This window comes from Lentibacillus halophilus (genome assembly GCF_055395055.1).
The window spans coordinates 2,651,038-2,671,753 of sequence record NZ_AP043750.1; the positions used below are offsets into that span (position 1 = coordinate 2,651,038).

22 protein-coding genes are annotated in these 20,716 nt (G+C 44.3%); 2 read left to right on the plus strand and 20 right to left on the minus strand.

Annotated elements, in window-relative coordinates; translation table 11 throughout:
- Positions 1-7: 7 nt before the first annotated feature.
- The 8 genes from ACZ5Q7_RS13105 to ACZ5Q7_RS13140 form a co-directional block, all read right to left on the minus strand.
- Positions 8-436 carry a restriction endonuclease subunit S gene (locus ACZ5Q7_RS13105; RefSeq protein WP_343750517.1) on the minus strand — a complete coding sequence of 143 codons (429 nt, stop codon included), beginning with the start codon at positions 434-436 and terminating at the stop codon, positions 8-10.
- Positions 433-1,284 (minus strand): restriction endonuclease subunit S, encoded by an 852-nt coding sequence (locus tag ACZ5Q7_RS13110; protein WP_343750349.1) that lies wholly within the window; start codon positions 1,282-1,284, stop codon positions 433-435. Before ACZ5Q7_RS13110 ends, ACZ5Q7_RS13105 begins: the two co-directional genes overlap by 4 nt.
- The gene (locus ACZ5Q7_RS13115) at positions 1,281-2,825 is read right to left on the minus strand and encodes a type I restriction-modification system subunit M (protein ID WP_343750350.1); all 1,545 of its coding nucleotides are present in this window, start codon (positions 2,823-2,825) and stop codon (positions 1,281-1,283) included. Before ACZ5Q7_RS13115 ends, ACZ5Q7_RS13110 begins: the two co-directional genes overlap by 4 nt.
- 265 nt (positions 2,826-3,090) lie before the next feature.
- The gene (locus ACZ5Q7_RS13120; RefSeq protein WP_343750352.1) at positions 3,091-4,017 is read right to left on the minus strand and encodes an NADP-dependent oxidoreductase; all 927 of its coding nucleotides are present in this window, start codon (positions 4,015-4,017) and stop codon (positions 3,091-3,093) included.
- 151 nt (positions 4,018-4,168) lie between these two features.
- Entirely contained in the window at positions 4,169-4,993 is an 825-nt protein-coding gene (locus tag ACZ5Q7_RS13125; protein ID WP_343750353.1) for an ABC transporter permease, read from the minus strand.
- A complete protein-coding gene (locus ACZ5Q7_RS13130) occupies positions 4,993-5,955 on the minus strand; it encodes an ATP-binding cassette domain-containing protein (protein ID WP_343750354.1) in 963 nt (320 codons plus the stop codon). The genes ACZ5Q7_RS13125 and ACZ5Q7_RS13130 overlap by 1 nt, the downstream gene beginning before the upstream one ends.
- Positions 5,930-6,424: a MarR family winged helix-turn-helix transcriptional regulator gene (locus ACZ5Q7_RS13135; protein ID WP_343750355.1), complete on the minus strand. Its 495-nt coding sequence runs from the start codon at positions 6,422-6,424 to the stop codon at positions 5,930-5,932. Before ACZ5Q7_RS13135 ends, ACZ5Q7_RS13130 begins: the two co-directional genes overlap by 26 nt.
- Positions 6,425-6,544: 120 nt before the next feature.
- Positions 6,545-7,015 (minus strand): CBO0543 family protein, encoded by a 471-nt coding sequence (locus tag ACZ5Q7_RS13140; protein ID WP_343750356.1) that lies wholly within the window; start codon positions 7,013-7,015, stop codon positions 6,545-6,547.
- Positions 7,016-7,384: 369 nt separating this feature from the next.
- On the opposite strand from ACZ5Q7_RS13140, the gene ACZ5Q7_RS13145 reads away from it, so the two are divergent.
- Positions 7,385-7,672, plus strand: coding sequence for a hypothetical protein (locus ACZ5Q7_RS13145; protein ID WP_343750357.1), 288 nt, complete (start codon positions 7,385-7,387; stop codon positions 7,670-7,672).
- A 217-nt stretch (positions 7,673-7,889) separates the two neighbouring features.
- On the opposite strand, the gene copZ is transcribed toward ACZ5Q7_RS13145, so the two are convergent.
- The 11 genes from copZ to ACZ5Q7_RS13200 form a co-directional block, all read right to left on the minus strand.
- Positions 7,890-8,096 (minus strand): copper chaperone CopZ, encoded by a 207-nt coding sequence (gene copZ, locus ACZ5Q7_RS13150; RefSeq protein ID WP_343750518.1) that lies wholly within the window; start codon positions 8,094-8,096, stop codon positions 7,890-7,892.
- A gap of 61 nt (positions 8,097-8,157) precedes the next feature.
- Positions 8,158-10,542: a heavy metal translocating P-type ATPase gene (locus ACZ5Q7_RS13155; RefSeq protein WP_343750359.1), complete on the minus strand. Its 2,385-nt coding sequence runs from the start codon at positions 10,540-10,542 to the stop codon at positions 8,158-8,160.
- Between the two features lie 14 nt (positions 10,543-10,556).
- The gene (locus tag ACZ5Q7_RS13160; RefSeq protein ID WP_425542320.1) at positions 10,557-10,847 is read right to left on the minus strand and encodes a metal-sensing transcriptional repressor; all 291 of its coding nucleotides are present in this window, start codon (positions 10,845-10,847) and stop codon (positions 10,557-10,559) included.
- A gap of 600 nt (positions 10,848-11,447) precedes the next feature.
- Entirely contained in the window at positions 11,448-11,792 is a 345-nt protein-coding gene (locus tag ACZ5Q7_RS13165) for a four-helix bundle copper-binding protein (RefSeq protein WP_343750361.1), read from the minus strand.
- Between the two features lie 107 nt (positions 11,793-11,899).
- Positions 11,900-13,978, minus strand: coding sequence for a heavy metal translocating P-type ATPase (locus ACZ5Q7_RS13170; RefSeq protein ID WP_343750362.1), 2,079 nt, complete (start codon positions 13,976-13,978; stop codon positions 11,900-11,902).
- 259 nt (positions 13,979-14,237) lie between these two features.
- A complete protein-coding gene (locus ACZ5Q7_RS13175; protein WP_343750363.1) occupies positions 14,238-14,537 on the minus strand; it encodes a rhodanese-like domain-containing protein in 300 nt (99 codons plus the stop codon).
- Between the two features lie 152 nt (positions 14,538-14,689).
- Positions 14,690-15,283, minus strand: a complete 594-nt coding sequence (locus ACZ5Q7_RS13180; protein WP_343750364.1) for a class I SAM-dependent methyltransferase — start codon at positions 15,281-15,283, stop codon at positions 14,690-14,692.
- 95 nt (positions 15,284-15,378) lie between these two features.
- A complete protein-coding gene (locus ACZ5Q7_RS13185; RefSeq protein ID WP_343750365.1) occupies positions 15,379-15,606 on the minus strand; it encodes a sulfurtransferase TusA family protein in 228 nt (75 codons plus the stop codon).
- Between the two features lie 56 nt (positions 15,607-15,662).
- A complete protein-coding gene (locus ACZ5Q7_RS13190) occupies positions 15,663-16,793 on the minus strand; it encodes an MBL fold metallo-hydrolase (RefSeq protein ID WP_343750366.1) in 1,131 nt (376 codons plus the stop codon).
- Between the two features lie 21 nt (positions 16,794-16,814).
- Positions 16,815-17,216 (minus strand): DsrE/DsrF/DrsH-like family protein, encoded by a 402-nt coding sequence (locus ACZ5Q7_RS13195; protein ID WP_343750367.1) that lies wholly within the window; start codon positions 17,214-17,216, stop codon positions 16,815-16,817.
- Positions 17,217-17,393: 177 nt separating this feature from the next.
- A complete protein-coding gene (locus ACZ5Q7_RS13200) occupies positions 17,394-17,654 on the minus strand; it encodes a metal-sensitive transcriptional regulator (RefSeq protein WP_343750368.1) in 261 nt (86 codons plus the stop codon).
- 261 nt (positions 17,655-17,915) lie between these two features.
- On the opposite strand from ACZ5Q7_RS13200, the gene ACZ5Q7_RS13205 reads away from it, so the two are divergent.
- On the plus strand, positions 17,916-19,502 hold the full coding sequence (locus ACZ5Q7_RS13205; RefSeq protein ID WP_343750369.1) for a peptide chain release factor 3: 1,587 nt from the start codon (positions 17,916-17,918) through the stop codon (positions 19,500-19,502).
- Positions 19,503-19,606: 104 nt separating this feature from the next.
- Here the strand turns inward: ACZ5Q7_RS13205 and thpD are convergent, their stop codons facing one another.
- Complete coding sequence (thpD, locus tag ACZ5Q7_RS13210) at positions 19,607-20,506, minus strand: ectoine hydroxylase (protein ID WP_343750370.1); 900 nt, start codon at positions 20,504-20,506, stop codon at positions 19,607-19,609.
- Positions 20,507-20,716: the final 210 nt, after the last annotated feature.

The following is a 20,716-nucleotide window of genomic DNA, read 5'->3' on the forward strand; positions in this document are numbered from 1 at the left end:
CCTCCTTCTATAAAACTTGTTCAACTTCTTTTTCCTCTTCTGATAAGTCTATTTCGCCTGATAAGAGCTTAGGGAGAAGATAGTCACGTGTTTCAATCAGTCTTTTTATTTCTAATGAATTAGCCAAAATTAGTTCATAGTAAGTTTCCAGTTTTTCTTGAATTTTTAATAATATATAATCATTAGGTAAAGCTATCTTTTCTTCTTTTAGATGATTTTTGGTTATATGACCCATTGTTGTTGCTCTGCTAGAAGCAATAGAAATGAATTTTTGCATTAATCTTTTTAACATAAAATATATAAAGGATTTCTCCAAAATGGAATCTTGTTTAGGTTGGACATTAAAAATATGTTGATTTAATAATGCTTTATCCCCGTCCCATAAATAAACACCTAAAGATGCAGACCAAGCGAATAAGACATCACCATTATTTATTTCATATTTTGCTTATAAGAGTCAGGGCAATATTTGGTTGTATTACCTATACCTGATTTTAATTCAGCTATTTTAATAACTGGTAAACCTATATGTTCTTCATTTAAATTAGCTGTTTTGAAAGCCTTTCCGTTTACAAATTCGGCCAAATCAAACAGTGAATAAATATCCCAGCCTTCTGGAGTCATTCCTAATTCTGATTCCACAAATTCACCATCTTGGAAAGGGCCGAAATCGACGAACCAATGTTTGTATAGCGTCATTGCCATTTCCTCAAGCGTTTCGTTCATTTGTAGATTGATTTCGATTTTATCGTCTAAACCTTTCAATATAGATGAAATTCTTTGTTGGGTACTTATTTCAGGGACAGAAATGGGTAATTTTTTTTGATTTGTAATATTCAAATAATATCTTGTAGATCCTCCGCCTGCCCAGGAATTAATAAGAGATTGAAAGTAAGGTGATCTGAAATAATACATTAAATAATCTCTATCCAGAAAATTATCATTTAATATTCTATAATAAGTAACCTGTGGTGTTGTCATAAGAAATTCACTAGCTATATTTTCAACGAGAGCAACACGTCCTATAGTAGCTTTATGACTTAATAAAACATCTCCTTCTCTAGAAAAACCTTTTGGTAATGTTTTTGCCTGCTCTTTTGTAATATATTTACAATTTTTAAGATCAACTTTACCATTTTGTAAATCAGAAGCCATAACAAATGGTATTCCATCAGAAACATAATCGGAACCTTTGGGATGCTTCCCTCCGTGATTACCATCAAGAGGAGGTTCTAATACTCCCTCTTTTATTAAATCATTAACGATATATTTTTTTGCACTCACAACAATCCCTCCAAGTCTTTCTTAATTTTTTCTTGAAGGCGGTTGGATTCCTCGAATTGTTCTAGCAATTGTGTTCGCAGTCCTTCCATTTTTTCTTCAAAAGGGGTGCCGTCATCTTCCTCTTCTTCCACACCAACATAAATGCCTGGCGTCAGCTTATAATCATTTTCCTTCACTTCATCCAACGTGGCGATTTTGCTGAATCCAGGTGTTTCTTCAACCTCGTCTGCATCATATTTGAAGTTATGATAGACATTCGCAATCTCTTCAATTTCCTCAGTTGAAAGTGCTTTTTGCCGTCGGCTGACAAGCGACCCTTTTTGACGGGCATCAATAAACAAAATCTCATTATCACGTTGACGATAACCTGCTTTACCATCCCGGTTTTTACTCAAGAAAAATAAACAAACTGGAATACCTGTGGATAAAAACAGTTTTTCCGGCAAAGCAACAATACAGTCAATATAGCCGTTATCAACATACCATTCCCGAACCGTTTTTTCTTCACGCAAATTGGTTGTCATAGCACCATTCGCCATAACAAAACCCGCAGTACCGGACTCATTCAAGTGGGAGAAGAAATGCTGCATCCACATATAGTTAGCATTACTATTCGTAACTGTACCGACAAGACGTGGGTCATCATTAGAGATTCGGTCTGCACCCCAATCACTTTGATTAAATGGTGGATTGGCGATAACATAATCCGCTTTGAGATCGGCAAATTGATCATCCAGCAACGAGTTGCCCATGCGCATATCCGCGTTGATACCATGAAGTAAAATATTCATTTTCCCCAATCTGCCTGTTGTCATCACATTTTCCTGCCCGTGGAACGACAAAGCAGATTTTCGGGATGTATAATTTTCACTTTGTATGAACATCCCGCCTGAACCACATGCGGGATCCAGTACCTGTCCTTCCTGCGGCTCTAACATTGATACAAGCAGGGAAACCACACTATAAGGCGTGTAGAACTCGCCGCCCCGATTGCCTTCTGTTGATGCGAATTCACTAATGAAATATTCATATGTACGTCCGAGGACATCCACACTATGCTCATCATCAGCTCTGAAAACGTCACGTGAAAATATCTCAATCAGCCCAGACACATTATCCGTCGATAAGTTACTGCCCTGAAACGTTTGCGGAAGCATTCCTTCTAATTCCGGGTTCTCTTCTTCCAATCGCTGCATGGCATGATCCAGAATTTCTTTGATATTCGGCTGTTTAGCATTGTCACGGATGGTTGACCAGCGTGCTTCTTCCGGTACAAAAAAGACATTTTCCGCCTGATACATATCCCGGTCTTCAATGAGCATTTGCTGCGTGTCTTTGTCTGGCGCATACCAGCCACTGTTTGGATCATTAACCGTTTCGTGTAATTCATCTTTTTTAAGTTCATAACTATTGCTTAAATAACGCAGGAATATAAGCGGCAGCACATAATGTTTATAATCCGCTGGCGCAATACTTCCCCGCATTTTGGTCGCAGCATCAAACAAATCTTTCTGAAAATCTATATCAGCTTTTGCTGGCATTCATCATTCTCTCCCCATATTCGTTTTAGGTCTATATGACTAATCTTATCAAACAATGGTCAAGATTGCAGTCTATGATTCTAAAGGAAATTTAAATGAGTAAATATGAGAGAGACTCCATTCATTTCAATCATAAAATTTGTTGACCCATAATTTTTGTATCAATCCCTACAAAATAAAGACCGAAAATACTCAAATATCTTCGGTCAACAATAAGACGCTCCCCCTTGCGATAGTGGACCAGTGGACCTGTCCCCGTGGTCCACTAGTTTGGTGTTGTTACGACTGATTTGCCTCGGGCGTGTCTTGTTTCAGTTTTTTCGAGTGCGTCTAATCCCTGCTCGAAAGGATAGTCATTCTCGATAACGAGCGTGATTTTTTCGTCTGCAATGTCTTTTGTAAGCTGGATGACGTCCTGTTGGGTATCCGGATGGTGGCCAATCTGCTGAACAGTAACGCCCTGTTCGTCCGCCAGCTGATCGCCTGATACCGTAACCACCTTCCCGCCATTTTTAACCACGTGGATGCATTCCTTTCCTGTTCCCGGCTGGATGGCCAACGCTGCTGTCACACCGTCACCAGACCATTCCCTGATTTGCTGTTGCCAGTCAGTATCATGATAATCGACCGTTTTGTCCGCACCAAGGGATGTCATGTAGTCATGATTTTGAGCAGAAGCTGATCCGGCCGCGTGAATGCCCCTAGCTGCTGCCAGCTGGATAACAAGCGTGCCAATAGCTCCCGAAGCACCTGCGATAAACAGGCTGTCACCTTCAGAGAGGTCAAGGGCCCGCATGCTTTCCAGTGCTGTTTTTACAGGAACTGGTATTGCTGCACCTTCCTGGAAGGTCAGCTGGTCAGGCATAGGGACCAAGGTCGCTGGCTTAACAGCGGCATATTCCGCCCACGCACCGCCTTTTGACTGCATAACGGTCGTGAAAATAACCCGGTCGCCCACCGCAAAATCGTTCACCTGACTGCCCAGCTCAGCAATTCTGCCTGCTCCTTCAACACCTATCGTGTAAGGAAATTCAGCATCTTTCGGAATATAATATCGATCGTGAATGCCGACACCAAATGCTTCCACCCGGACGAGCACTTCATCATCCTCAATAGTCGGTACAGGAAGGTCAGTGATTTCCACATCCCGGGTAGTGGCGTTTGTCCGCACGAAAGCTTTCATCGTTTTCATGTCTGTTACCTCCTTCAGTTGATGCGTTACTGCTCAGTTGAAAAGCGACTTACGCGATCAATCAGAATTGACGTCTCCTTCAGTTGGGACTGGACCAATGAACCCGCCCCTTATCCAAAAGAGGCAGCGTTCAATGCTTCAAATTAAAGCCTTACGCTTCCGTTTTAGCAAATCTTACTGTAGCCAGGACAATAAACACGGCTGCAATCCCGAGAACAATCAGGATATCTTCCGTAAATGAAATCGTATGCCCGAATAAGTCCAGGTTGAGCCCCATCGCTTGCTGCATTGGTTCACTCAGCGTATCCGGCTGCAGGACAACATTTTTAAGCATATCGACTGAATAGGTTAACGGATTAATTTTGACGATAATATCCATCCATGCCGGCATTCCATTTAATGGGAACAGTGCGCCGGATAAAAACAGCATGGGGAATAATAGTATTTGCGATACCATTTGGAAACCTTGGGCTGAATTTAACAGACTTGCTATCAGGAGACCAATGGATGACATGGTAAAGCCAACGAGAAACATAATCGGAATTAATTGCATGACCATGAGAACGCTTATTGAAACACCGATAAATGGTACAAAAATAAGCATCATTAAACCTTGAATAACAGCTACCGTCGTACCACCCAGCACTTTTCCAATCGCAATGGTTACACGGGACATAGGTGAAACAAGAATTTCACGCATGTAGCCAAATTCCTTATCCTGTACAACGGATAGCGCAGAAAATATAGAGTTCGTAAAAACAACCATTCCGATAATACCTGGAAACATAAACGTCACAAAGTCGAAATCAGCCAGTGGACCGCCGCTACCGCCGATCATTGACTGCATCGCGCCACTCATGCCGCTCCCAAAAAGAATTAAAAACATAAATGGCATAGCAAATGAGCCTAATAACCGGCTTATATCACGGAAAAATTTGATGACATCACGTTGCCATACAGCCAGAATCGCTTCCATCAGTCCGTCCCTCCTTCAGTTTCGTCATTCTGCGTTGAGGCGTCTTCCCGGATTTCCCGACCGGTTAAATACAGGAATACATCATTTAAGGTTGGCCGGCGCAAATTAACAGTCAAAATGTCGATCGAAAAATCTCTGACAAACTGAACAAGAAATTCGCTGCCGTTGCTTACTTGAAATGTCAGGGTATTATCCTTTTCCTTAACCTCCACACCGTAATCAGCTTCGATTTTAGCTTTAGCCTGATCATTATCAGCTGTCTGAATTTCTATAATATCTCCGCCAACATCCGTTTTCAGCTTTTCGGGGGAATCGAGGGCAATCACTTCACCGTGATCCATAACAGCGATACGGTCACAAATTTCTGCTTCATCCATATAATGAGTGGTCAGAAACATAGTAATCCCCTGCTTTTTCTTCAAGTCCAAAATATAATCCCAAATATGATTACGTGTGTTCGGGTCAAGACCAACAGTTGGCTCATCCAGAAACAGCACCCGCGGATAATGCAGCAGACCGCGTGCGATCTCCAACCGGCGCTTCATACCGCCCGAAAAGGTTTCAACAATCTGCTTTCGGTTGTCTGACAGATCTACAATTTCCAGCACTTCCTGAATACGCGCTTCTCGTTTTTCTTTAGGCACGTTATAAAAACGGCAATGCAGCATCAAATTTTCATTCGCAGTCAGCTTTTCATCGAGCGTTGTCTCCTGAAAAATCAGACCGATGCTGCCGCGCACTTTATTTTTATCAGATACGACCTGAAATCCGTTGATAATGGCATCACCACTGGTTGGTCTGTTAATGGTTGACAGCATATCAATCGTGGTACTTTTGCCGGCACCATTTGGGCCAAGAAAACCAAATATTTCGCCCTTTTCAACGGAAAAATTGACGCCCTTAACAGCTTCTTTATCCTTATAACTCTTTTTTAAGTCATTCACTTCCACAATTGTCTCCATATGACTCCTCCCCTTTCTCAGTCTGAGCATTTCTGTTTAATACATCTTTCATTAATTGCAAACCGCTGATAATCTGATCACGTTCCTCAGCTGTGGCGTCTTGCACCATGTTTTCCATTGTTGAGTTAAGACTCGTGCGCAAGGAATCCTTCCATTCCATGGCCCGTTCAGAAAGAATAATCTGGACAACCCGCTTATCCTCTTGTTTGCGCCTGCGAACAACTAAATTATGTCGTTCCAGCCGGTCCAGAATGCTGGAAACCGTGCTGGCCGCTAAATGAAGATCGCGGCTGATATCACTCACCATGCATGCGTTATGATTATATAAATAATGCAAAATCATCATCTGAGGCGGCGTGATGCCCACTTCCTGGAATGATTGTCGCATTCGCTGATCTAATACTTTATTGACTTCACGAAAAAGCTCAGCAGCACGAGTGCCTGTCTTTGAAAATTCCTGGTTTTCCATGCCCGCCCATCCTTCCTTTTTTTCGCATTCTAATATTTCGTACACTAAATAATTTATCACATTCGTAACGATACGTAAAATAAAAAAACTCCATTTGGCGTTTTTATTCCAAACAGAGTTTTAACTGTCTTTTTTATGATCCAATTTAACTATTTGTTTCATCAAAAAGCGGATGATTATCAGAAACAAAAAGATGCTGATCAGGGAGTAATACCAATGCCACTGCATATACGCAACGAGGTTCGTATTTTTTTCCAGGATGACTTCAAAAATCGTTAAAATACCACTCGAGGCCAATGCTATCCATACCATTCGGAATATGGAGCTGCGACTGGACGTTTGATAATAGTAATGGACAATGATCATGGGAAGCAACAAGTATTCATAAAGGATGCTTGACTCAAATTGCGGAAACAGTTTGACCGGGTAGTCCAACAGCTGATAATGGACCACTAACTGACCCAGTAACATAGCAACTTGAGCAGCCAGCAAATAGCATAACAACCATTCCTGAAACGGGTGTTTTATCCACGATCGAATAAATAATACAATCCCGATGATAAAAAATAACCATAAAAGCATCATTTCCATATTACCAACTCCTCAGCCAAAGCATTGAATTTAATCCATCGCACGTCAAACCAAAAAATGCAATGGCAACCATATACAGAATTGTTGTGTGGAATTCATAAAAGCGATGCCAGTCAACCGAATGCCACATAATCGCAACGACAAGAAGAATAACAAATAAATGCATCCTTATTCTTCTATGGTGTTTTGTATCAGTCAACTATTTTCCCTTATCGAATCTTATTCTGAGAGAAAGCATTGCTGTAGTTCGTTTATCACTTCTGGCACATTTTTGTCTTGTTTCGACATGGGGAATCCGTGTACATTTTCGCTATGTATAGATTTCCAATCATGTTATAAATTATTCGTTTGTGCTAAATCAAAGCAGTGGTGTTTATCGACCTGGTCGAGGTGGATATCAACCTGATTTGGGATTTATCGACCGGAGCGGCGAGGATATCAACCGGATTTGCGATTTATCAACCAGGACGGCGGGGATATCAACCGGATTTGCGATTTATCAACCAGGACGGCGGGGATATCAACCGGATTTGGGATTTATCAACCAGGACGGCGGGGATATCAACCGGATTTGAGATTTATCGACCGGATCGGCGAGGATATCAACCGGATTTGGGATTTATCAACCAGGACGGCGGGGATATCAACCGGATTTGAGATTTATCGACCGGATCAACGCGGATATCAACCAGATTTGAGATTTATCAACCGGAGCGGCGCAGATATCGACCGAATTTGAAATTTATCAACCAGATCGACGGGGATATCGACCGGATGTGCAATTTATCAACCGGAGCGACGCGGATTTTTCAACGGGGTGATTTTTACACTATAAAAAAACCGACTTCCCCTTTTCAGAGGGAGCCGGTTTTTATTACGCGACGACATCATAGCCTTGATCCTCAACGGCTTCATGCATGGCGTCAATGGTTACCACAGCATCATCGTACGTGACATCCACCTTGCCTGTATCGAGATTGACGTTCACGGTCTGGACACCTTCCAGATTTTCCAGTGCTCCTTTTACCGCGCTTTCACAGTGACCACACGTCATTCCTTTTACATCCAATGTTGCTTGCATCATTTATCACTCCTTTTAAAATAGTTATCTTTTCACAAAATGTCTCTTGATAAAGAGAGTATCATTCAATTTTAACCCGCTTCAATCGAAGGGCATTGGATACGACGCTCACCGAACTTAACGCCATCGCACCGCCGGCAATCCATGGTGCTAACAGTCCGGCGGCGGCAATCGGAATGCCGGCTGTGTTGTAGGCAAATGCCCAGAACAGATTTTGACGGATGTTTCGAATGGTTGCTTGACTGATCTGGATTGCTTTCGGTATCAGCAACAGCTCCCCGCCAAGAATCGTAACATCAGCCGCTTCGATGGCAACTTCCGTACCTGTTCCGATCGCAATACCGGTATCAGCAACGGCTAATGCGGGTGCGTCATTGATACCGTCGCCGACCATGGCTACTTTTTTGTCTTGATTCTGGACGTCTTTCACTTTATCCGCTTTTTCTTCCGGCAACACTTCGGCTATCACTTGATCGATACCTGCTTGCCGCGCGATAGCCTGTGCTGTTCGTTCATTATCGCCGGTCATCATCACTACTTCAAGTCCCTGATCATGCAGCTTTTGAATGGCTTCACCAGCGGTTTCCTTAATCGTATCAGCCACCGCAATCATACCCTGATATTCGCTGTTGACAGCAACAAGCATGGCCGTTTTTCCGTCGGATTCGTAGCTTTCCAAATCAGCCGCAGCGTCAACTTGCACACCATGTTCATCCATCAGTTTGCGATTTCCGACCAAAACGTCCTTACCGGCAATCGTAGCTTTAATGCCCTGACCGGGTATGGCTTCAAAAGCATCGGCATCGACCATTTTCATATCCTGCTCCGTGGCATAGGCGACAATGGCTTCAGCCAGAGGGTGTTCGGATCCTTTTTCAGCGCTGGCCAATAACTGCAATGTGTCGGTGTCACCGGTAAAATCGGTTACTTCAGGCTTACCTTTTGTAATCGTACCGGTTTTATCCATAATGACCGCATCCAACTGATGGGTGCGTTCCAGATGTTCGCCGCCTTTAAACAGGATACCGGTTTCTGCGGACTTCCCTGTTCCAACCATAATCGATGTCGGTGTCGCAAGCCCGAGCGCGCATGGACAGGCAATAACCAAAACCGCAATCGCGGCCACCAGTGCTGGTTCAAATGCACCGGGCGAAACAAACGCCATCCAAATGCCGAATGTAATCACGGCAATGCCGACGACAACCGGGACGAAATACCCGGAAATGACATCAGCCATGCGTTGAATCGGAGCTTTTGATTCCTGTGCGTCCTCGACAACTTTCACAATCGATGCAAGCGCGGTGTCTTTGCCGACTTTCGTTGCTTCCATTTCCACCGTGCCATTTTTGTTGATGGTCGACCCAACAACATTTGAATCAACGTCTTTTTCAACAGGGATGGATTCCCCGGTAATCATCGACTCATCAACCGATGTTTGGCCTTTCATGACCGTGCCGTCGACCGGAAATTTTTCACCTGGTTTGACACGCAATTGATCACCGACAGCAACATCCTCTACATTCACCATCACTTCCTCACCATCACGGATAACGCGTGCCTGTTTGGCCTGCAAATCAAGCAATGTCGATAAAGCAGCTGTTGTTTTGCTTTTGGCGGCTGTTTCCAAATACTTACCAAACAGAATCAACGTGATTAAAATAGCGCTCGTTTCAAAATAGAGATGCGGGTCATACGCTGGGCTGCCAATGGTTTTCAACGCTTCGTATAAGCTGTAAAAGTAGGCGGCACTTGTCCCAAGGGCAACGAGCACGTCCATGTTAGCTCCGCCGTTACGCAGGTTTTTGTAGGTACCGACGTAAAATTGCCAGCCGATGATGAACTGCACCGGTGTCGCCAATGCAAACTGGAACCACGGATTAACCAAAATAGACGGTACATCGACGCCAACCATTTGAACAATCATCGTTAAGAGAAGGGGCGCGGCCAGTAAAGCGGACGTGATCAATTTCGTTTTCATCCGTGCTATCTGTTTTTCTTTGGCGCTCTCTTTATCGTCGTCATCGGTTTTAACGTTCGCATCGTAGCCGAGTTTTTGGATTCGTTCAATAATGTCGGTTTCTTCCATCAGTCCCGGGGTATATTCAACGGCCGCGTTCTCGGTTGCCAAATTAACACTGGCCGTCTTCACACCATTTTGTTTATTCAGCACTTTTTCAATCCGGTTGGAGCACGCGGCACAGGTCATGCCGGTGACATCCAATTCGGCCGTTTCCGTCTCAATCCCATACCCGAGCTTTTCAATTCTTTCAGTTATATCGTCAATAGAGACGGCAGACGGATCATAGTCAACAGATGCTTTTTCCGTCGTTAAATTAACTTTCGCCTCGACGCCGTCCATTTTATTTAAAACTTTTTCAACGCGATTGGAGCACGCTGCACAGGTCATCCCTGTCACACCAAGTTTGGTTTGCTCTGTTTCACTCATGTGTCATACCCCCCTTACTTGGCAAACTGCTTCATGACTTCCATCAGTTCATCAATCGCTTCGTCGCCATTGCCGGATTGCACGGCATCACTGACACAATGCTTCGTATGGCGTTCGGCAACGGAAAATCCGACTTTTTTCAAGGCAGCATTGATCGCACTGACTTGCACTAATATATCAACACAATACCGATCGTCTTCCACCATTTTTTGAATACCCCGAACCTGTCCTTCAATACGTTTCAAACGATTGACGACAGCATCTTTTTCATCCTGTGTCCGGGGCGTCACCGGTTGGTCATGCATGTATTCTCCCAACGGCCTCACTCCTTTTTTGTTCTAATTATAGGGTACCCCCCAATCGTATTTTTGTCAAAAGATAGAACTTATATGAACGGTTGAAACAATAGTTACTCCAATACTTTTAATCGTGACGTCAAAAACCGATTCACTCGTTCAAACATAAAAAATGAGGCTGGGACATAAGACGTTTAATCAAAGAAAAATCCGAACTATGATTCACAAATAATCTGAACCAGTTCGGATTTTTCGCTTAGAGTAGGAAAAACACGGAGACTCCTGCGGGATGAAAAAGCCTAGGTGAGACCCCGCAGTGCGATAAGCACGAGGAGGCTCATCAGCGCCCGCGGAAAGCGCAGTGTTTTTCCGGAGCGATGGCCATGCCTTAAATATATCGTTCGTATTTAGAAGGGATTTGTTCAGTCTTGTCCCATCCCCATTTCAATATCCATGTTCCTTCGTTTAAAAACTCAAAAATGCAACATATCCTTTTCGACATTCCCGACAAAGTCTACAAATCCATCATCTTGTCCTGTGGTTGAATAGCGTTCATTCCACCTGTTTCTTATGTTTTATAACCTATTACGGACATACTCTCTCGTTAATTCAGCCGGCCATTTTCCGGCATTCTTCCGCACATTGCCGGCAAATGGCTGCACACTCCTGGCAATGGTTGTCCTTCATCTTTTCACATTCGGTGGCACATTGGTCGCATATACTGGCACAAACGCCGCACAGTTGCGCTGCAAATGAACTGTTCCGAGACATATATTGCGCTGCCTGCGCGCATATCTCCGCACAGTCATTCAATGTCTGAATACAATTCACGCGCGCCTGGACATCCGGCTCCTGCAAACATGCCGTTGTACATTCCTCGCAAGCCCGCACACACTTAAGACATGCCTCAATACAAGCATCCATAGTGGTTGGTGATGTTGATAATACACCCATGGTCATTCCCCTTTCAGTTGGTTCGTCCTGTTTAGTTTGTCTGAATGGAACCATGGTATGTATATGACTGATTCTCTTTCAATTTCTGCGGGATGCGTCAGCTTTCGTTACGCTTTCAACAATTTCGCGTTAATGGCAACGACAATGGTGCTTAGACTCATTAAGACAGCTCCGACGGCAGGGCTGAGTATAATACCGATGGGTGCCAACACACCGGCAGCAAGGGGAATAGCGACGATGTTATACCCCGCTGCCCACCACAGGTTCTGAATCATCTTACGGTATGTTTTTCGGGACAGCTCCATCAGCGATACCACATCATTCGGATTGCTTTTGACCAGGACAACGTCGGCCGATTCCATGGCTACGTCGGTACCTGCACCGATCGCAATGCCCAAATCAGCCGTTGCGAGTGCCGGCGCGTCATTGACGCCGTCCCCTGTCATGGCAACCTTCCATCCTTTGCCTTTGATCGTCTTCACCTGATTGGCTTTGTCGTCAGGGAGCACTTCGGCATAAACCTCGTCGATACCGAGCTGACCAGCCACCCAATTGGCTACCTTTTTATTGTCACCGGTAAGCATAATGGTTTCGACACCCTTTTTCTTAAGGGATGCGATGGCTTCCTTCGCTGTTTCCCGAACCATGTCGGCCAGCGCAATCATGCCGATCAATTCATTGTCGAGCAGTACAAAAACAACCGTTTTCCCTTCTTCCGACAGTTGATCAAACGTTTCCCGGTCATAGGTCATGTCCTGTTGTTGCACATAGCCGGGACTGACAACATTCACCTTGCGTCCATCGATGCTTCCTTCGATCCCTTTGCCGGTAATGGATTCAAATGTCTCGATTGTTTTCAGTTCGAGATTTTGTTCGGTTGCCGAGCTGACAATGCCGGCTGCAATCGGATGTTCGGAGTTTTGCTCAAGACTGGCCGCCCATGTGAGAACACCGTCTTTTTCAAAACCGTCATTCGGAATCAATTCCGTCACGCCAAATTCGCCTTGTGTGAGTGTGCCTGTTTTATCAAAAACAACCGCATTCAACTGACGTGAACCTTCAAAGTTGGCTCGGTTGCGAATTAATAGACCGCGTTTTGCCGATAAGGACGTCGATACGGCCACAACCAATGGTGCTGCCAGCCCGAGCGCGTGTGGACACGTAATAACCATAACAGTCACCATCCGTTCCAGCGCAACATCAAAGGCATAGCCGAGCGTGAGCCAGATAAACAGAGTAATAAACCCGGAGGCAAGCGCGAGATAAAATAGCCATTTGGCAGCCCGGTTCGTCAAATCCTGTGTTTTGGACTTCGATTCCTGCGCTTCCTTAACCATCGTAACGACTTGGGATAGATAGGAATCCTCGCCCGTTTTCTCCACCGATATTTTAATTGATCCTTCTTTATTGACCGATCCGCCAATCACGTCATCGTCTTTTTCTTTTTCGATCGGAACGGATTCACCGGTGAGCATCGATTCATCAATAGCGGATTCGCCCTCATAAATGGTACCGTCAACCGGTATCTTTTCACCGGGTTTGATCAGTACACGGTCACCTTGTTGCAATTCCGATGTCGGAACGTCGGTCATATCCTCATTTTCATCAAGTTTGTGCGCTTCGTTCGGCATCAATTTAACGAGTTCTTCCAAGGCATTCGACGCGCCCATAACCGATCTCATTTCAATCCAATGGCCGAGCAACATAATGTCAATCAATGTTGCGAGTTCCCAGAAGAAATCCTTGCCTTCCCAGCCGAAAACCGTCATCGAGCTGTAAACGTAAGCAACGAGAATAGCCAGGCCAATCAGTGTCATCATGCCCGGATTCTTCTCTTTTATCTCACTGACGCCACCTGTTAAAAAGGGCCATCCGCCATAGAAGAATAGAAATGTTGCGAGCACGAACACAATGTATTGGTCAAACGGAAACCCCCAGTCCACACCGATAAAGCTTTGCAGCATCGGGGATAGCACAAGAATCGGGATGGTAACAACCAGCGATATGTAAAACCGCTTCTTAAAATCGTTCACCATATCCCCGTGATCATGATGACCGTGACCGCCGTGGTCGTGGCCTTCATGACCGTCGTGACTGCCATGTTCATGGTTACTGTGATCATGGTCATGTTGCCTATGTGCTTCATGACTATGCTCATGGTGTTTGTTATTGTCATCATTCGACATAAAGTCAACCCCTTTCTTTCATGCTATTATTCGTTTCCTGTCAGGTACAATACCCCAGTATGGTAATTATTAATCATAGAATGCTTAATAATTTCCATACCTTCAATCTCTATTGATTGATTGTTGGGACTGCCAATACTTTCAGATAGTCATTCACGCGAGGAACCACTCAAATAACACCGTTCATGCAAAACAAAAAAGCCATAAACGTCCATAGATACTGACGTTTATGGCTCACGTGTTATTTTTTAACTATCGTTTACTTCTCAACATCACCATCCCAGGCGAGCATGCCACCGTCAACGTTGGTCACATCATAGCCTTCCTTTTGAAGAAATTCACTTGCTTTACCACTGCGTCCGCCTGAACGGCAAACCATGTAGTAATGTTTATTTTCGTCCACTTCATCAAGACGGTCCGGGATTTCGCCCAGTGGAATGTGTTTGGCACCAGGAATTTTACCTTGTGCCACCTCATCATCTTCGCGAACGTCGATAACGTTCACGTCTTCTTTGTTTTTTATTTTCTCGGTTAACGCTTGCATGTCAATTTGTTTCATTATTTGTCCCTCCTAGTTTCGCTATAAAGTGAACATCTATCGGCTTGACCGTTTTTTAGCAAAAACAGCACCAATACAACTATAGGATATCGAATATAAAAGCATTTTTCCAGTAACCGCTACAAAGAATGTAATTGCGATGATTCGTGAGTTTATTCAAGCGGAATGGATTCGTTTTCTCTCTTTTTCGCTTGAATCGCATAGTGTTCGGGACCTGGACGGAACATATCCGTATCAAATCCATGATCTTGCAGCATGTTTGCCATTTTTTCGGAAGGTATTCTGATTTCAAGTGGCGGACCTGATTCCGACGCGACCGCTTCCCAATCCATTAATAACAGATATCCGCCCGGTGTGAGAATCCGTTTCATTTCATCAATGGCCTGGTCAATGCTTTCAACTTCATGAATGACAAATGCATTTAAGACCCGGCTCACCGAATGATCAGCCAGTTGTATATTTTCTAGATCATTTTTCATAAGACTGATATTTTTAATATCTTCCTCTTCTGCATTCTTCTTGAGCCTTTCAAGCATGTCGGGTTCGATATCAACAGCATAAACATCATGTTCTGTCCGTTTAGCTAAAGGGATGGTAAACAAACCCGGTCCAGCACCTAAATCAGCAACCGTATCGTCTTTGGTCACATGTAGGTAATCAATTATTTTTTCAGGTTGTAATGTTTTGCGCCGTTCCTGGTCCATTAATATATCAGCATTCTTTGGGTCAAAGCGCTTGTCCGTCATGATATCACCTCATTAAACATTGTCATTCACCAGGCCCATATTTAAACGAAATCCGACCAAAACTCAATGACATAAGGCGATTGCCGCGTTCTTCTTTAAGCTTTTTTAATCCAGAATTTCAAGACATCATCTTCTTCCGCTTCATCGATCAGTTCATGACCACCGGATTTAGCCCATGCGCTTAAATCACTTCTAGCACCTTTATCTGTTGCATGAACTTCAAGGATCTCGCCTGAATCAATGTCATCAATCGCCTTTTTCGTTTTTACAACCGGCATCGGGCATGCCATCCCTTTTGCGTCCAATACTTTTGCTGCTTCCATCATCCATTCCTCCTAGAATAGTTATTCAAAAATGTTCATAACGCAATGCTTAACGGTTAGCCATGGACCGCACAGCGATTTGGTCCAATTTCCATTTCGCGCTGTTTGTCATCTTCCGGATTGATTTTTCCCATATTGGTCTGCCGGATCGTGTCATGTTCATTCGGCTGTGGCGGCAGATTTTCGGTGACCATTCGCCGGAAAGCCTGTTCATCGTCCACATTTAAGGATTCATTGCGCTGGTAAAGATCACCCAAGCGAGCTTGAACACTGCCATGTTCATCTAATTCTTCCACAAACGAATAGTGGGCCGGCAATACAATCAGGTCATCAGACAACGCTTTATACCGGCTGTACAGCGTCTCACGCAAATCGCCGACCCAGTCTTGTGCTTTTCCAGCTAAATCCGGCCGCCCGATTGATTTGACGAACAGAATATCGCCTGTCAGCAAGTACTGGTCATCAATTATCAGTGATGTGCTTCCAAGCGTATGCCCCGGTGAGTAAAGCGGCTGCACCTTAATCGTCGTACGGCCAACGGTTATATCATGGGCTTCTTCCAATGATGCATAATCAAATGTTACATCCTGGGCATCTTTCGGTGGAAAATGATACGTTCCACCTGTCTTTTCGGCAAGGTCACGGCTGCCTGAAATATGGTCCGCATGCAGATGCGTGTCAATAGCATGGTTAATGGTGACACCTTTTTCTTTGGCAAACCGTTCATAGATACCGGTCATGCGGTTGGCGTCAATCACCGCCGCTTCATTTTCGGAAACCGCCATATACGACAGACAGCCCTTGCCTAAGCGCACGAATTGATACAGACTGCCACCCCCGTGCAATTCCGCTATTTTAACTGGTTCAAGATGCTCACTCCAGGCTTGCATCCCACCTTCCAAATCACGCACATTCGTAAAGCCCTCTTCCTCCATCATTTCAGCGATCATCTGGGATGAACCGCCTTTGGCACATACGACAATGACTTCCTGGTCTTTGTCAATCTTTTCAGTGACAGGATTGATGCCATCGAGCAAATTGAAATAAGGCTCATTGATGATATCCACATGATCCCCTTCAATTTTCCAGTTATCGAATTCATCCGTATTTCGAACGTCCAGGATAAGCGTATCTTCACGTTGAACCACACGTCTGGCCAGTTCTTGTGTCGAAATGCTCTGTGACATACTATATAGCCTCCTTCATTTTTAAAACGTCAGTGACATGTCGGCGTCTTTGGCAAATTCTATGAATGATGCTGCACCACCAACTTCAATGCCATCAATAAAATCATACTTTTCTAAATTCATAACATCCATCGTCATTTGACAGCCGATCATTTTCACACCCATTTCCTGAGCCATCCCCAATAATTCACTGATGGATGGCACATTCGCTTTATCAAACCCTTCCTGGAAGTGTTCCTTTCCTTCCGGGAGCGGCAGATTTTTGTGCCCTTCCTTGTGGATCATATTCAGCCCTTCAAATGTGAAGAAAATACCGACCTCTTTATCGGACGCTGCGGCTGCGGTGGCAAGGTTGAATACTTTATAAGCATCGAACATACTGCCGTTTGAGGCAATAATAGCGACGCGTGTATTGTTTTCCATCGTTGATTCCTCCTAAAAATTGAATGGTTTATTTGCTTATTTATTCTTGGTAATAAGATGATGCAATAAATACACTGGTACGGGTATGGGTATATAAACATTTAGAAAAAAAGGCTCGTGCCCATCACGAAACCTATATACTGTGTTTGAAAAATGGTAACCGTCAACAACGTTTGTTTATCTGCTTTTAACAAGCAGGTTGACCGCTTCGTTGACAAGATCTTCGGAGCTTTCGCCATTCTTTTTCTCTTCACGGATGCATTGTTCCAGATTCTGACTGACAATCAGTGCAGTCGTGCGATCAAGCGCATTTCGAACGGCAGTCATTTGTGTGACAACGTCGCGGCATTCTTTGTTTTCCTCCAACATTTTTGATAAACCCCGGACTTGCCCTTCGATGCGTTTGACACGATTTTTCACATCGGAATTATAGTCCATGCTTATCTCACCTCTCTCGTTCATCTGTTCTCAAGAACTGACTCCACCGTATACCCCCTTAGGTATTTTGTCAAGGTGTCATCCATAAGACACTCTATTCCTAATCGTAGAGTTCCTCATTTGTTTTACCACTATCCACGTTTGACGAAACCATTCCGACGTGCTATCTTTTGATGGTAATAACGCAGCATAACGGCACGAATCTTCTCCTCACTTATCCACCCCCAAATCAAAAGCTACTCCAGATGAAAGGGATTGTTTATGACGATACATGATGAAGTGAACAAACGGAAAACATTTGCCATTATTTCGCACCCGGACGCAGGGAAAACAACGATGACGGAGAAACTGCTGCTGTTCGGGAACCTTATCCGCTCAGCCGGGACCGTCAAAGGTAAAAAAACAGGAAAATTTGCCACGTCCGACTGGATGGAAATTGAAAAACAGCGCGGCATTTCCGTCACCTCCAGTGTGATGAATTTTCCTTATAAAGATTATCAGGTTAATATTCTCGACACCCCGGGCCACGAAGATTTCAGTGAAGATACGTACCGGACGCTTACCGCTGTTGACAGTGTTGTCATGATTATTGACGCAACCAAAGGAATTGAGGCACAGACCCTTAAATTGTTTAAAGTATGTAAAATGCGTGGCATCCCCATTTTCACCTTTATAAATAAACTCGACCGGGAAGGACGAGAACCATTCGAACTGCTTGAGGAAATCGAGCAAGTCCTGAATATCAAGACGTATCCGATGAACTGGCCTGCCGGTATGGGTAAACGGTTTTTAGGAACGTTTGACCGATACAATGAGCAATTCATCCAATATAACGGCAATGAGGAAGAGACGTACATTCCATTCAGCGACTTAGATCAGTCGGAACATGAAACATTGGTGTCCGATCCGACCTATCAAGCCGCCAATGATGAGCTTGCCCTGGTTGAGGAGGCGGGCGACGACTTTTCATTGGACGACGTACTGGCCGGCGAACAGACACCCGTCTTTTTCGGCAGTGCCCTTGCGCCATTCGGTGTGCAAACGTTTTTCGATACGTTCATCTCCATGGCGCCAGTACCGGCACCACGCAAATCAACCGAGGGCGTTATTTCGCCGGATAATCCGGACTTTTCCGGTTTCGTTTTCAAAATCCAAGCCAACATGAACCCCGCACACCGGGACAGAGTGGCCTTCCTTCGGGTATGTTCGGGAAAATTTGAACGCGGCATGAGTGTGAAGCTGGCGCGAACCGGCAAACCGATCAGATTGGCTCAGTCGCAGCAATTCGTCGCTTCGTCGCGTGGTACGATTGAGGAAGCCTATGCCGGCGACATTATAGGTATATATGACCCGAATGCCTACCAAATCGGGGATACGCTGCAAGAGGGGAAAAACCTTTTTGAGTATCAAGAGCTGCCCCAATTCCCACCGGAGCAATTCCAGTGGGTCACGGCCAAAAACGTCATGAAAGCCAAACAATTCAAAAAAGGCATCGAACAGCTCGTCCAGGAAGGTGCGATTCAAATGTACAAGCACCACCGTTCCGAGTCATACATCCTGGGTGCGGTCGGGGAATTGCAGTATGAGGTTTTTCAATACCGGATGAAAAACGAATATCATGTCGATGTCGCGCTCGAACCAATCGGCGAACGGGTCCCACGCTGGCTGAAACCGGATCAAGTCGACCCATCCCTTTTTGATGAACGTAATATGCTGGTACGAGACCGGTATGACAATTATGTCGTGCTATTTAAAAATGAATTTTCCATGAACTGGTTCCACGATAATCACCCGGACATCGAGCTCATTGATTTGTTCAGTGTGAATCAATACGATCAGACAACGTAATCGTACAAAAATAATGCGGCCGCTCCGAGGTTAGTACCTTAGAGCGGCCGCATTAGTATAAATACCGGTTCTATTCAGTCAGGAAAGTTTCCCGGCTGTCTATTTTATGAACTTGTTGTCAGTATACCGCTTTTTCTTACGGCAATGTATTCCGGCCGGTGTTTCCCCCCCGAAAATGGCTCAGTCAGACGGTTCTCCACACTATTGTACACCATGAACACATTATTGCGCGGATACGGCGTCATGTTACTGGTTGATCCGTGCATGGTATTGCTTTCAAATAGCGTAATCGAACCTGCTCTACCAGTCGGAACAGAAATACCGCCACCAGTTTCAGCGAGCCAGCGCAGACTTTCCTTATCCGGAACGCCGACCTTTTGTTTTTTAAGCGACTCCTTATAATTATTGGCCGGTGTTTCACCGACACAGCTGACATAGTAATTCTGTGACCCGGGTATAAGCATTAATGGGCCATTAAATACATAGTTGTCAGACAGTGCAATAGACAAGCTGACCGCCCGCATACGCGGCATACCGTCCTCGACATGCCATGTTTCAAAATCGGAATGCCAATCGAATTCCTTCCCTTTAAAACCTGGCTTATAATTAATGCGGGATTGATGTATATAGACATCGCTTCCCAGGAGATGGTTGACGATGTCGAGAATCCGCTGATCGTTTGCTACATCTTTGAAGTAATTGTCATCTTTGTGCACGTGAAAAATAGAACGGATATCATCGCTCTTAGGTTCACGAATAACTTTATCCGACGTGACATTCTTGTTGGAATCCTGCAATTCAAAAATGGCTTTTTGCATATCGGACACTTCTTCATCAGAGAAAAAGTTTTCTATTTGTAAAAACCCATTTTGCTCGTAGGAATCAAGCTGTTCTTTGGAAATAGGGGCTTGATTATCCTGGGATCGATCTGTGTGTACCACAGGATCCTTCCTCTTCAAAATTTCCGGCTGGTCCTTTTTCCTGGAAGGATAAAGATCTTCCATTCCAAACACTCCCCTTTGCCAGTATGTTTATTTATGTTTTATCTATCATTCAGTTCCCTGGTAACCGGGAAACTTTCCTGCCAATGTAAAAACGACACGTCTATCCCTCAATTCGCAGCTATTTTCCTAATAAAAAAATAATTAGGAAATTAATCTGTAATTACAGAGTATACTACGAACCATGTAATTTTGCAAATTTTATTAAACATA